The organism is Pseudoalteromonas sp. AS84 (genome assembly GCF_038900255.1).
Lineage (GTDB): Bacteria > Pseudomonadota > Gammaproteobacteria > Enterobacterales > Alteromonadaceae > Pseudoalteromonas.
On record NZ_JBBMQY010000001.1, the window covers coordinates 85,849 to 99,947 of the forward strand.

Annotated in this window: 12 protein-coding genes; 8 read left to right on the forward strand and 4 right to left on the reverse strand. The window is 40.3% G+C overall.

The window, feature by feature from the left end:
• Nucleotides 1-201 precede the first annotated feature (201 nt).
• Entirely contained in the window at nt 202-1,491 is a 1,290-nt protein-coding gene (locus WNY79_RS00330; protein ID WP_294118278.1) for an alkaline phosphatase, read from the forward strand.
• A 95-nt stretch (nt 1,492-1,586) separates the two neighbouring features.
• Here the strand turns inward: WNY79_RS00330 and WNY79_RS00335 are convergent, their stop codons facing one another.
• The 3 genes from WNY79_RS00335 to WNY79_RS00345 form a co-directional block, all read right to left on the reverse strand.
• Entirely contained in the window at nt 1,587-1,916 is a 330-nt protein-coding gene (locus tag WNY79_RS00335; RefSeq protein WP_342874785.1) for a hypothetical protein, read from the reverse strand.
• Between the two features lie 68 nt (nt 1,917-1,984).
• Nucleotides 1,985-2,686, reverse strand: coding sequence for a tRNA (adenosine(37)-N6)-threonylcarbamoyltransferase complex dimerization subunit type 1 TsaB (tsaB, locus tag WNY79_RS00340; RefSeq protein ID WP_024598147.1), 702 nt, complete (start codon nt 2,684-2,686; stop codon nt 1,985-1,987).
• 9 nt (nt 2,687-2,695) lie between these two features.
• Nucleotides 2,696-4,612 carry an ATP-dependent DNA helicase gene (locus WNY79_RS00345; protein WP_002960248.1) on the reverse strand — a complete coding sequence of 639 codons (1,917 nt, stop codon included), beginning with the start codon at nt 4,610-4,612 and terminating at the stop codon, nt 2,696-2,698.
• A gap of 343 nt (nt 4,613-4,955) precedes the next feature.
• On the opposite strand from WNY79_RS00345, the gene WNY79_RS00350 reads away from it, so the two are divergent.
• Both WNY79_RS00350 and WNY79_RS00355 read left to right on the forward strand, forming a co-directional pair.
• Complete coding sequence (locus WNY79_RS00350) at nt 4,956-6,239, forward strand: sodium:proton antiporter (RefSeq protein ID WP_342874786.1); 1,284 nt, start codon at nt 4,956-4,958, stop codon at nt 6,237-6,239.
• Between the two features lie 283 nt (nt 6,240-6,522).
• Nucleotides 6,523-8,379, forward strand: a complete 1,857-nt coding sequence (locus WNY79_RS00355; RefSeq protein ID WP_342875015.1) for a cytochrome c/FTR1 family iron permease — start codon at nt 6,523-6,525, stop codon at nt 8,377-8,379.
• Between the two features lie 112 nt (nt 8,380-8,491).
• Here WNY79_RS00355 and WNY79_RS00360 read toward each other — a convergent pair whose 3' ends face one another.
• On the reverse strand, nt 8,492-8,728 hold the full coding sequence (locus WNY79_RS00360; protein WP_024604831.1) for a hypothetical protein: 237 nt from the start codon (nt 8,726-8,728) through the stop codon (nt 8,492-8,494).
• A gap of 419 nt (nt 8,729-9,147) precedes the next feature.
• Here WNY79_RS00360 and hisG point away from each other — a divergent pair, with 419 nt between their 5' ends.
• Genes hisG through hisH form a run of 5 tightly spaced genes read left to right on the forward strand, consistent with a single transcriptional unit; the run spans nt 9,148 to nt 14,098 of the window.
• Entirely contained in the window at nt 9,148-10,047 is a 900-nt protein-coding gene (gene hisG, locus WNY79_RS00365) for an ATP phosphoribosyltransferase (RefSeq protein WP_007580644.1), read from the forward strand.
• Nucleotides 10,048-10,052: 5 nt separating this feature from the next.
• Entirely contained in the window at nt 10,053-11,354 is a 1,302-nt protein-coding gene (hisD, locus tag WNY79_RS00370; RefSeq protein WP_342874787.1) for a histidinol dehydrogenase, read from the forward strand.
• Nucleotides 11,344-12,453: a histidinol-phosphate transaminase gene (gene hisC / locus WNY79_RS00375; RefSeq protein ID WP_342874788.1), complete on the forward strand. Its 1,110-nt coding sequence runs from the start codon at nt 11,344-11,346 to the stop codon at nt 12,451-12,453. Before hisD ends, hisC begins: the two co-directional genes overlap by 11 nt.
• Nucleotides 12,450-13,511 (forward strand): bifunctional histidinol-phosphatase/imidazoleglycerol-phosphate dehydratase HisB, encoded by a 1,062-nt coding sequence (gene hisB / locus WNY79_RS00380; protein WP_007580650.1) that lies wholly within the window; start codon nt 12,450-12,452, stop codon nt 13,509-13,511. The genes hisC and hisB overlap by 4 nt, the downstream gene beginning before the upstream one ends.
• Nucleotides 13,508-14,098 (forward strand): imidazole glycerol phosphate synthase subunit HisH, encoded by a 591-nt coding sequence (gene hisH / locus WNY79_RS00385; RefSeq protein WP_294118306.1) that lies wholly within the window; start codon nt 13,508-13,510, stop codon nt 14,096-14,098. The genes hisB and hisH overlap by 4 nt, the downstream gene beginning before the upstream one ends.
• Nucleotide 14,099 lies beyond the last annotated feature (1 nt).

Here is a 14,099-nt window from a genome sequence, read left to right on the forward strand (position 1 = left end):
AATTTAAAAGTGGCGGCATTGTATATACTTAACTTATAACTAGTATAATTTAAATAAATAGAACTAACAGCGTTAACTATAATTCTATGTATATAAAATCAAAGTATAAATTATAAATATCTCAGATATTCATTTATTTATCATCCTATCTGTATACAATATCAGCGGCTATTAAATAAGGTACACTCATAAGGTACAACCATGAAAAAACAGATCAGCTTATTGGCACTTTTATGCACCGCTTCTGGTGCTTACGCAGAATCAGCACCTAAAAATGTAATTTATATGATTGGTGACGGCATGGGTCCGGCTTACACCACGGCTTATCGCTATTTTAAAGATGACCCTGCAACAAAAGAAGTAGAAGGCACGGTTTTTGACACTATTTTAAAAGGCATGGCTCACACCTACCCTGATGACCATACTTATGTAACAGACAGCGCTGCGGGTGCTACAGCGCTTAGTAGCGGCCATAAAAGTTATAATGGTGCAGTTGCTGTAGATACAGATAAAAAGCCAGTTAAAACCATGCTTGAAATGGCAAAAGAGCGCGGTATGACAACAGCGCTTGTTGTAACGTCACAAATAAACCATGCAACACCTGCTAGCTTTACAGCTCACAATGAATCTCGTTACAACTACGATGATATTGCCAACGATTATATTGATAATAAGATTGCTGGTAAATTACCTGTTGATTTAATGCTAGGTGGCGGTACTAAATATTTTATTCGTGACGACCGTAATTTAGTTGAAGAATTTAAAGCGGCAGGTTACCAATACGGTGACGATATTAATAATCTGGGACAAATTACACAAATACCTGCCATAGGTTTGTATGCAAGCAAAGGCTTACCATTTGCCCTTGATATGAACCCAACTCGCCTTACTCAGTTAACATCTAAAGCGCTTGGTTTACTAGATAACCAGAACGAAGAAGGCTTTTTTGTGATGATTGAGGGCAGCCAAATTGATTGGTGTGGTCACTCTAACGATATAGCGTGTGCGATGGCTGAAATGGACGACTTTGCTAAATCAATCGAAAAAGCAAAAGCGTACGTTGATAAAAATAAAGATACTATACTTGTAGTTACAGCCGATCACTCAACGGGCGGCTTAACTATTGGTTCGCACGGCCAATTTAAATGGGAAACAGACGTAATTAAAGGTGTTAAGGCAACGGCTAGTAAGTTAACAGACAAACTTATGGAGTCTAAAGACTTAAAACCAGTATGGACTGCTAACACCAATATTGAATTTACAACTGAAAACCAAATCAAACTTGAACAAGCTAAAAAAATGGGCGAAAAAGCGCTTAATTTAGCTGTTAAAAGTATTATTAGTGATGCAAGCTTTACTGGCTGGACAACTGGCGGACACACCGCTGTAGACGTTCAAGTATTTGCCTATGGCAAAGGCAGTGAGCAATTTATCGGCTCACAAAATAATACTGATATTGCAGATAAGCTGATTGGCTTTATTGAGCAGTAAGTTTCACCTCGTTTTGAACACAAAAAGCCCGAACACATGTTCGGGCTTTTTATTGAATTTTATCGCTGTATTTATCTAAAACGCTCAATTAGGCTTTAAGCATATATATCAACGCCAATTAAATTTTGTACTTCGGCTCTGCGTTCTAAATTAGCAAATTCAGTATAAGTAGAAATCGCTTTACTTACTTGAGCTGTCGGTTGGTCGTAAATTGTTTGGCTGTATTCATTGCTTTTACCACTACTTTTAAAAAGTTGATTAGCTAGTTCGACGCCCTCGACACTGCTTTTTACATAATCGGTATTCGTTTTTTGAGCAGCCGGCTGGTCTAATAAACTCTGTGGTTTATTAGTAACAACTTTAGTAGGGCTAACCCTACCCGGAATATCTCCGGTAAAAAAACCTGAACCAATAGGCAGCGTCATTACGCGTCTCCAACCTTAATATTGCATAAAATTATGATTTAAAAACAACCAATTTGCAAATAATATGATTACTCACGCCCTGGTAGCTTTTTCCACGTTACCGTATCTCGCACATATTTAGGTTGAGCATCACTCGCTTTTACAACGTCACCCGCTAAAAGCGCGGCTTCAACATGCGCTAACATATAACGCGCATCAGGCAATGTAATATCAGTATTAATTGTCACGTTTTCAAAGTCATTTAGCGCATCAGGATAGGTTTTAAAGCCCGTGCCCACAGCTACAGATGGCTCAGTGGTCGCTATATAGTCATTATTTAGTAAATCAGGTTTTATAACGCACTCTTGGTTAACTAAAAGCATTAGATTATTTTGCACTTGGTAATGTGCAAAGTATATCTCCCCCATGCGGGCATCTATGCTTGGGTAAACACTAAGGCTACCGTTTTGTTCAAACGCTTGTTGCGCCATAATAGCCAAAGTAGACACACCTACAAGCGGCAAATTAGTTGAATACGCTAAACCTTGCGCTATAGCTACACTAATACGTACACCAGTAAAACTGCCCGGGCCTTGCCCAAAACCAATGACATCTAAGTCTTTTAATTTACAGTTTGCTTTAGTTAATAGCTCATCCACAAGTGGAAGTATTTTTTGGCTATGTTGCTGCGGACATTCTTCAAAATGATGAAACGTTTGGCCCTGAAAATGTAAAACAATTGAAAGTGCTTCTGTTGAAGCATCAAGGGCAAGAATATTACTTTTGATCATTTTAGTACTCTAGTTAATTTGTTTTAAAAATGTATTGGCATCTTCTAAGCTTCGCGTGCGGCGCATCGGCGGTAAGCTTTTCAAAAATACTTGGCCATATTGGCGTGTAACTAAGCGATTATCGCATATTACAAGTACGCCTTTGTCTTTACTATCTCGAATTAAACGCCCTACACCTTGTTTTAGCGCAATAACAGCCTGCGGTAATTGTATGTGTGAAAAAGGGTCTTTTCCCTGCATTTGGCAATCTTGCATTTTAGCTTGTAGCAATGGATCGTCAGGAGCTGCAAATGGCAATTTGTCTATAATAACACAGCTTAACGTGCTGCCGCGTACATCAACGCCTTCCCAAAAAGAAGCCGTGCCGAGTAATACCGCATTACCATGGCGGGTAAATTTCTCTAAAATAATACGCTTAGACATTTGCCCCTGCATATAAACTGGGTAGTCTATTTGTGTAGTGAGCCCTTCGGCCACCAAGTGCATCATTCGATAGCTCGTAAATAATACAAAACAACGCCCTTGTGCTGATTTTATAAGCTCAAGCGTGAGTTTTACAATTGCGTGCGGCATATTATCAGCGTGCGATTCGGGTAAGTAACGCGGTAAACACAGCAGCGCCTGATTAGGGTAATCAAACGGACTATCTACCATCATGCTTTGCTTTGGTTTTAAACCAAGGCTTGCATTAAAGTGCTCTAGTTTGTTGTCGACCGAAAGTGTTGCCGATGTAAATACAAAGCCTGCGCCTGTGTCTTGCATCATTTGAGCAAATTTAGCGGATACATTTAATGGTGTTATATTAATAGTTAAATAACGGCGCGTTGTTTCATACCAGTAACTAAAACCAGTTTGAGCCGTATCAAAAACCCGTTCTAACTGCCCTTTAAATGCCAATGCTCGCTCAAACGGGTGCTCTATTTTATCGCTTCTATCCAAACAAAGTTTGAGTACTTGATAGACAAAGTCTAAATCACTAATGACGCGGTGGAGCGCCGCACATATTTGTTTATCGCTTAGCTTTTCTCGCCAATCGCCTCTACTGCCATCAACACCAAACTGCAATCGTAAATCAGCAACGCTCGTCTCAAGCTTATTTAAACTTTTACCAAGTTGTAGCATATCGGGTATTTCGGCTCTATATATAGCACGTAAATCATTGATTAAATCCACCAGCTTTTTAGTGCTTACACTCTCACCAAAATAATCACTGGCAATTTCACTTAACTGATGCGCTTCATCAAATATATAAGCATCTGCTTTTGGCATTAGCTCAGCAAAGCCACTTTCTTTTACAGCCATGTCGGCAAAAAACAAATGATGGTTAATAACAACCACATCGGCATCGGCCGCAGTTAAACGTGCTTTGCGTATATAGCAGCTTTGAAAATCTGGGCATTCTTTGCCTAAGCAGTTATCAGCTGTTGAATTTACATAAGGTAGTACTTTGGCATCATCCTCTATACCAATACAATCGGCCAAATCGCCTGACTGTGTTTCGCTTGCAAACTTAGCTACCATAGCTAGTTGATGCATTACGTCGGAGTCGTCAGTAGGTACATGCGCAACATGCTGATTAAGTCGATAGGTACATAGGTAATTGGCACGCCCTTTTAATAAGGCGGTTTTTTTTGAAGCACTTAAAGCTTTAACTAGTTGAGGTAAATCGCGGTGGTATAACTGTTCTTGTAAGGCTTTTGAGCCTGTCGATATTATCGTTCGGCCTTTTGATTTAAGTGCAGGAGCTAAATAGGCAAACGTTTTACCCGTACCCGTGCCTGCCTCAACGACCAATTGCGAACTGTTTTTTAATGCATCTGCAACAGCTACTGCCATATCAATTTGTGGTTGCCGAGGCGTATATCCATCTAACGATAACGCCAAAGGTCCGGTTGCACTAAACAGCTGTTTGATAATACCAATCACTTTAAAATAAATAATAGCGGGATTTTACGTAAGCAAAGCATTAAGGGCAAGCAATTACAAAACCCACTTTTATTTTGTAGGTTAACACGGCTTTATTTTCCGACTCTAGAGAGTAATTTATTATTCAATTTTACAATATATCCTGTATTTATAACGTACATTTAATTTAATAATGACAATATTTACAAAGCCACATTTCTTATTAACCATTACTGAAAATAATCCTTATTTAAAGCTATATAAAGGCATAAATACTGTGACTCTCAAATATTACAGGAGTACCATACGCGGGTTTATAATCCTCCTTTTTGTGTGTCGTTTAAAAAATAGTTAAGGTTAATCAATGAATGCTTGGTACCTCATTTGTTTTCTCTCTGCAATTGCAATATTTATAGCCTTTGCAAACCAGTACATCCTCAAAATGCAAACTACCATTGCCATTACAACCGGCTCTGTGGTTATTTCTTTATTACTGATCATTGCCGTTAAATTATTAGGCGATCAGAACGCATTAGCAATGACCCAAATTGTTTCCAGTATTAATTTTAACGAGTTGCTACTTAAGGGCATGTTGGGTTTTTTACTCTACGCGGGTGCGCTTGAAATAAACCTACTAGCCCTGCGTAAGCAGCGATGGGAAATTACTGCATTGGTATTATTTTCAACCATCGTGTCCACATTTATAGTGGGTTATTTAAGCTTTTATTTATTCCCCGTTTTTGGTTTTGATGTTCCTTTTATTTATTGTTTATTGTTTGGCGCGCTTATTAGTCCAACCGACCCTATCGCTGTACTTGCTATTATTAAACAAATGCGAGCGCCAGAAGGTATATCGGTTCAAGTAGAAGGTGAGTCGCTATTTAACGACGGTATTGGTTTAGTAATATTTACCACTATATTTTCTGTTGCTTTTTATGGCACAGATGCACAATTTGGTGACATAGCAGAGCTATTCTTTGTTGATGCAATAGGGGGCATTGCGTTTGGTTTAGTCATTGCATTAGTTGGCCACTTTTTAATTATTAATAGCCGCGATGTAAATATTCGCCTATTAATTACCTTAACTATCCCAACTGCAGGTTTTGCTGCAGCAAATATTTGGGAAATATCTGGCGCACTTGCCATGGTAACGAGCGGCATATTAATGGGTAATATTACCCGCACCAAAGCAACCGAGCGCACGGGGCCTGAAGACACTCGTTACGTAAAAGATTTTTGGCATGCAACCGACAGCTTTTTAAATGCCCTACTGTTTTTAATAATTGGTATGTTGATAGTCACTATGCCAATTACCCTTGGCGAAATTGGTTTAGGTTTATTAATGGTGCCGGCTGTATTACTTGCACGCTTTATAAGTGTAGGCGCACCATTTGTAATTTTTAAACACTTTAGAACTTACGATAAACACAGTGTTAAAATTTTGACCTGGGGTGGACTACGTGGTGGCCTTGCTCTGGCAATGGCAGCAGCAATCCCACGCGAGCAAGTTTTTGTAGGCGGCTCTGACCTACATAACCTAATAGTAATTGTTACTTACGTAGTGGTTATATTTTCTATTATCGTACAAGGCTTAACTATTTCGCCGCTTATTCAAAGCAGCATTAAGTCAGCTGAGCAAGCAAAGTAATAAATGCTTTACCTGCAACACATTCAGTAACCAAGTTATTAAAAAAATCACTTGGTTACTGTTACTCACGTGTTACAAAAACACTTTAAAGTTCTACAAATTGTTATCCTTTTTATTTATCTGCTTTGTTTAAATTAATCCGCTTGAAATGCAAATGAAAACAATTATAATTTTGGCTTTTCCTCTACAGGGCTTTTCGATGTCCATAAATAATTCTCACATGTTTCTAAATTTGGTTTCTCTGGGCAAACGACAATTTCAATGTTTTTTTATGCTTTTTATAATGGTCATGGCAAGCTTTAGTGTTTCAGCCTCGCCTAATGAGCAAACAAAAATAAAACAAATTGCACAGCTTGCAGAGTATGTAGGTGTTGATTACGTGGCAGCTGTTGGGAATGGTAAAATACTCGACCCTGACGAATATCAAGAAATGACTGAATTTTCGAACGTCATTATTGACCAAGCTGGACAGCTATCAAGCCAAACAAATGAGTTTGGTACAGTAAAGGCACAAGCTAAAGCCCTGCATTCAGCAATTGCCAATAAAGCAAGTGTTGCCGATGTACGTGCAACAAGCTCAGCGCTTCGTGAGTCGCTACTTACCTTTATGCCGCAACTATCGTTACCTACGTCACTTCTTCCCGTTGAGCAAACCAAAGCGCTTTTTGCTGCTAACTGTTCAATGTGTCACGGCCCAAGTGGTCAAGGCGACGGCCCGCTTGCAAAAGACTTATCGCCAGAGCCTACTAATTTTACCGACGAAGAGCGCGCAACTAACCGCTCATTAATGGGTTTGTTTGACGCTGTTAGTAACGGTATTAACGACACGCCAATGGTTGCTTTTACTCAATTTAATGAACAACAACGTTGGTCTTTAGCTTTTTATGTAGGTAGCTTGGCATTTAAAGATGTTCAAAAACCACAAAATCTAGAGCAAAACATTACCGCTTCGAAGATTGTAAACTTAAACCCTGCACAATTATCGGCAGGTCAAAGTGAAGCACAAGCACATTACGTTAAATGGCTTCGTGGTAATCCAGAGCAACTATTTACCGGTAAAAAGAATCCGATAACGGTTACTCGCACACAGTTGCTTGCAGCGCAAGCCGCGCATGCTAAAGGCAATTACTCACAAGCAAGTGATTTAGCAATTAGCGCTTACCTAGATGGCTTTGAGCTTGTTGAAAACAACTTAAATGCCTACGACGAAACACTGCGTAAAAACATCGAAGTACAACTGATGAACCTGCGCCAAACATTTAAAAACGAGAAAGATACAGCCATCGTTGGCGAAAAAGTAAGTGCAGCGCTAGCTCAACTCGCTAAAGCAGATAGCATGCTAAACGAAACCAAACTAACTGATGGTGCACTCCTCTCAGCGAGTTTAGTTATATTACTACGCGAAGGCCTAGAAGCACTCCTCGTTATTATTGCCCTTATGACCGTACTTATTAAAACGAAACGCCAAGACGCACTTAAATATGTACATGTTGGTTGGGTAACCGCACTTCTTGCAGGTGGCTTAACGTGGGCTGCGGCGCAAACATTAATAGAAATAAGTGGTGCAAGTCGCGAAGTTATGGAAGGTGCTGGTGCATTGTTTGCCGCTGTAATTTTACTGTATGTTGGCGTATGGATGCACAGTAAAACCAGTGCGCAGCAATGGCAAAAATACATCAAAGACAATATAGATAAGCGTCTTGAGTCGGGTACATTATGGGGTTTAGCAGGGCTTTCGTTTATAGCCGTATACCGAGAAGTCTTTGAAACTGTATTGTTCTATCAGTCTTTATTAACGCAAAGCTCGCCTGCCCAATATTCATCTATTGCTTCGGGTTTTGCCGTCGGTGTAGCAATACTGGCTATTATTACGTGGGTATTAATTAAGTACTCAATTAGATTACCGGTTGCTAAGTTTTTTGCCATTACCACTTACCTATTATTTGCACTCTCGTTTGTGCTTATGGGCAAAGCAGTTATTGCACTGCAAGAGGCCGATATAATAGGTATTACTCCGCTACCAATGAGCTTTGATATTGCATGGCTTGGTATAAAGTCAACATGGCAAGGTATTGTGGCTCAAGTATGTGTGTTCGCTATATTTAGCTTTTATATATTTAAAAGCAAAAACCAAGAGTAATGCCTATCTGCTTAAGAGTTTAAGCTAATTGGCATAAGCAAAATACATAGTAAAAAGGCCCGCAAGGGCCTTTTTGAGTTGATTGCTTATGTATTTAGTAAAGTTGGTATTATCAAGCCCAGGTATCTAAATGGGGGTTTTCGTCATCATCTAGGTTAGACTTTTTTTTATTATTTTGATCATCAAGCATATTGAGCTTTTTCTTTTTTTGTAACTCACGCCTTTTTTTATTCTCTAATTCAACTTTTTCAGCGGCAGCCCCACTTTGCACACCCGCAATATGAAAAGCACTTTTTGACTCAACTTCTAGCCTAGTTATTCTTCCTAAATAAGGGATCATAATATCCATAAGTACTTCCTTATTTTTTCATTTTATTCATTAACCACTTGGTTTGAGTGATAAACAACCAATTGTTGGCGAAAATTGCGCTTATTATCTTAATATTATCGACAGTTATAACATATGCTTTAATTAAGCTAAAAAAAACTTGCCATAATATAGCTGTTTATGTTTTTATGAATGCGAAATTTATTTAAACAGATAACAACTTCACGTTAAAAAAATAACGGGCAGTTATATAGGATAAAAAATGCGCTTAAACCTGACAACAGTACATCATCACCACCATTCACCGGAATAACCTGTCAGGTCTTTCGCTGAGAGGTTATTCCTAAAAGGAACCTCTGGCGATTCAAATAACATTGATTCATTTTCGCCCTGAGGTTCCCCTCGGGGTTTTTAGTTTTTAAATTAAAGGAAAATGAATAATGAACAATAGTAATCGTCTACGTATCGCCATCCAAAAAGGCGGCCGCCTATCTAAAGATTGTCAAGATCTGCTTAAACAGTTAGGTGTTAAACTTAACCTTCGTGAACAACGCTTAATTGCACACTCAACTAATATGCCAATTGACGTACTACGTGTGCGCGATGACGACATTCCGGGTTTAGTAATGGACGGTGTATGTGACCTAGGCATAGTTGGCGAAAACGTACTAGTAGAAGTTCAAGCAGAACGTGAACGACAAGGTGTTCCAAGTGAAGTAACCAAACTTTCAAAACTAGACTTTGGTTACTGTCGTCTTGCACTTGCATGGCCACAAGAGCTTGGCGCTCGCGATAAGAGCTGGTTTGAAGGCAAACGTATTGCGACTACCTACCCAGAAATCTTAACTCAGTGGTTAAAGCGCGAAGGCATTAACGCAAGTACTGTAATGCTTACTGGTTCTGTCGAAGTAGCACCGCGTGCGGGTTTATCTGATGCAATTTGTGATTTAGTATCTACTGGCGCAACACTTGAAGCTAACGGCTTGATTCAAGGCGAAACAATTTTAGAATCAAACGCGTGTTTAATTCAAAATAAAGATCTTCAAGATGCTGACAAACTAGCACTAATCAATAAGCTTATGCCGCGCCTACGTGGTGTTAGACAAGCTAAAGAAAGCAAATACATCATGCTACACGCACCAAAAAACAAACTTGATGAAATTTGTGAAATTTTACCTGGTTCTGGTCAACCTACTCTACTTGCCCTTGCTGGTAACGATGAATACGTAGCACTTCACATGGTAAGCAGCGAAACATTATTTTGGGAAACGATGGAGCAGTTAAAAGCCTTAGGCGCTAACTCTATTTTAGTTATGCCAATTGAAAAAATGATGGAGTAAGTGCCATGCTTCGTTGGAATGAGGAATCTTCACAAGTACAAGCAGCGGCGCTAATGCGCCCTGCAGTTTCTGCCAGTGCCAAGGTTGAAGCTATATGCAAAACTATTTTAGCTAACGTAAAAGAGCAAGGCGATGAAGCCTTACTTAGCATGGCTAAAGAGTTTGATAATAGATCTAACCCTCGCTTATGTGTTCCGCTTGATGAAATTAACGCATCAGAGCAAGCACTGAGTGCAGAGCTTAAATACGCAATTGATACCGCTTATGCAAACGTTAAACGTTTTCACGAAGCGCAATTGCCAAAAGATATTAAATTATCGACCCAACCAGGCGTTGTATGTGAACTGAAATATCAAGCCATCGAAGCAGTCGGTATTTATGTACCCGGTGGCAGTGCTCCACTGCCATCGTCGGTTATTATGCAGGGTGTATTAGCGCAGTTAAGCGGCGCAAAAACCGTTGTACTTGCTACACCAGTACAAGGTGATAAAGCGATTAACCCTGCTATTTTATATGCAGCTAAGTTATGTGGCATTACTACTTTAATAGAAAGTGGTGGCGCAGGCGCAATTGCAGCAATGGCTTATGGCACCGAATCGGTTCCTAAAGTGAACAAAATATTTGGCCCAGGTAATAGCTTTGTAACAATGGCTAAACAGCTCGTTGCGCAAACTATTCCAGGTATGGCAATTGATATGCCAGCAGGCCCATCTGAAGTATTAGTTATTGCAGATGAACGTGCAAACCCAGAATTTATAGCCGCCGATTTACTCTCACAAGCAGAGCACGGCGGCGACTCGCAAGTTATTTTATTATGTAACAGCGAGAGTATTATAGAACAAACTCAGCTGGCACTTACACGCCAGTTAGCTAACTTAAGCCGCAAAGAAACAGCCGAGCAAGCGCTCGCTAATTCTTCACTTATTTTGGTTGATTCAGTTGCGCAAGCATTTGATGTATCGGCGCAATACGGCCCAGAGCACTTAATTTTACAACTAGGCGATGCAACACCATACCTAGATAAAGTTAAAAACGCAGGCTCAGTATTTGTAGGTGACTACACGCCAGAATCAGCGGGCGATTACGCATCGGGAACTAACCACGTGTTACCAACATATGGTTACAGTGCAACATACTCGAGCTTAAACTTACTTGATTTTTTTCGTACATACACAGTGCAAACAATTACCAAAAGTGGTTTAACGCAGCTTTCAAAAGCTATTTTACCACTTGCAGATGCAGAAGGCCTTGATGCCCACGCTAATGCGGTTTCAATTCGTTTAGAGGCAATTAAAAATGAGCAATGAGAGCGCACAAGCGTCTAGCTTATTACCTAAAAATATTGCAGCCCTTGCTGCATACAGCTCTGCAAAAAGTGAAAAGCTAACCGGTACTACGTGGCTAAATGCTAACGAAAGCCCGTATGCCAAAAATCTTGAACTAAGTATTGAAGATTTAAATCGCTACCCCGATCCACAACCGCAACTGGTTATTGACAGGTATGCCGCTTATACAGAGCTTGCAAGTGAAAATGTATTAATGACCCGCGGCGCAGATGAAGGCATTGAGCTTTTAGTACGCACATACTGTGAACCAGCTAAAGATAGTATTGCGCTATTTTTACCAACCTACGGTATGTACAAAGTAACCGCCGATACACACAACGTTGGTATTAACGCGCTTACCCAAGAATTATTATTAAGTGGCAGTGCTTGTGAAATAGTCGCAGCTGTTGGCAACTCAAAACTGGTATTTATTTGTAACCCAAATAATCCAACGGGCAGCTTAACGCCACTAGATAAAGTGAAAGCGATTGCAACAGCACTTGCAGGTAAGGCATTAGTTATTGTTGATGAAGCCTATATAGAGTTTTGTCCAGAGCAAAGCGCCACTAAGCTTATTAATGAGTTTAGTAATGTAGTGGTTTTACGTACGCTCTCAAAAGCCTTTGCGCTAGCAGGCCTTAGAACAGGCTTTACGCTTGCACAAGCAAGCGTTCTTGCGCCAATTCGTAAAGTGATTGCGCCGTATCCAGTATCGGGCGTAGTAGCAAGTATTGCAGCGCAAGCAATTGCACCCGATGCAATTACATCGATGCGCCGTCAAGTGACTATTTTAAATAGCTTAAAAGCTAAGTTGGTAGATTGGCTGAACGCCTCCCCTGCCGCATTAAAAATTCTCACTGGTGAAGGTAACTTTGTTACTTTAAAATTAGCCGATAAAAACTACTTTAAAATTGCACTTGAGCAAGGTTTGGTTATGCGCGCTTTTACGCTATACGGTGAAGACGACTGGCTACGAATTTCAATTGGCAGTGAACAAGAACTTGAACAAGTAAAAATTTGGTTAGATGGCTTACAAACGCCGGCTGCCACAGCATCTTTAGCAGGAAACGAAGTATCATGAGTAACCCCTATTTATTTATCGACCGCGACGGCACTATTATTGAAGAGCCAATTACCGACAAACAGGTAGATAGCCTTGAAAAGCTAGCATTTTTACCTGGCGTTATACCTGCGTTATTACAATTACAAGCTGCAGGTTACCGTTTAGTGATGGTATCTAACCAAGATGGTTTGGGCACAGACAGCTTCCCGACTGCTGACTTTGATATAGCACAAGATAAGATGATGGACATAATGCAAAGCCAAGGCATTAGCTTTGACGAAGTATTAATTTGCCCACACTTTAACGAGCAAAACTGTGATTGCCGTAAACCTAAAACTGGTTTACTTACCGAGCTTATGCGCTCAGGCAAAGTAGATTTAGCACGCTCTTTTGTTATTGGCGACCGTGAAACTGATATTGGCCTTGCGCAAAACTTATGTTGTGAAGGTATTTTATACGACGGAGATTGGAGTGCGATAGTGACTAAATTGACCACCGCAAACCGCGAAGGTCGTGTTACACGCAATACTAAAGAAACCCAAATTGATGTGGCAATAAACCTAGATCAAACTAAAAATGGCAGCATAGACACCGGACTTGGCTTTTTTGATCACATGCTTGATCAAATTCGTACGCACGCAAACATTGGCTTAAACATTAAAGCCAAAGGCGATTTACACATAGACGAGCACCACCTTGTTGAAGACATTGGTATTGCTCTTGGTGTCGCACTTAAACAAGCGCTTGGCACTAAATCGCAAATTGCACGCTATGGTTTTGCGCTTCCTATGGATGAGTGTAAAGCTGAAGCACAAATTGATTTATCGGGACGTGCATCATTTGTATTAAACGCTAACTTTAGTCGCGAAAAAGCAGGCGATTTAGACGTACAAATGGTTGAGCACTTTTTCAAAAGCTTAAGTGATAATGCCGCTATTAGCCTTATTTTATCGGTAAGCGACGGTAACTGTCATCACCAAGTTGAAGGCTTATTTAAAGCATTTTCACGTGCTCTTCGTATGGCAGTAGCACAAGACACGACCCAACAAACAGCCAGCTCTAAGGGATGTTTATGATTGCCATAATTAATACCGGTTGTGCCAACATTAATTCAGTACGCTTTGCGTTTGAACGCTTAGGCCAAACGCCAACAGTAATAACATCACCAGAGCAATTAGCCGGATATGAACGCGCTATATTGCCAGGTGTAGGTCATGCGTCGGTTGCTATGAAACGCCTAGTCGATAACGGCTGGCAACAAGCTATAAATGAATACCAGCGCCCGCTTATGGGTATTTGTTTAGGCATGCAGTTACTGTGCGAAAGCACCGAAGAAGGTAACGTACAATGCTTAGGTAAAATACCAGGGCAAGTAAAAGCGCTTGATGTAGGCAATTTAACGTCGCCGCATATGGGTTGGAATAACTTAAGCGTTAATAAAGAGCATGCATTAACTAAAGGGCTAACATTCGATGAGCAAGTCTATTTTGTTCATAGCTTTGCTCACACCGTAAACGACGCCACACTAGTTAGCGGCGAGTACGGTCAAACCTTTTCAGCCATTGTTGCTAAAGACAATTACGCGGGCATGCAATTTCACCCAGAGCGCAGCGCAAAAGTTGGCGCACGTTTATTACAAAATTTTGTTGATTGGCAGTTGTAAG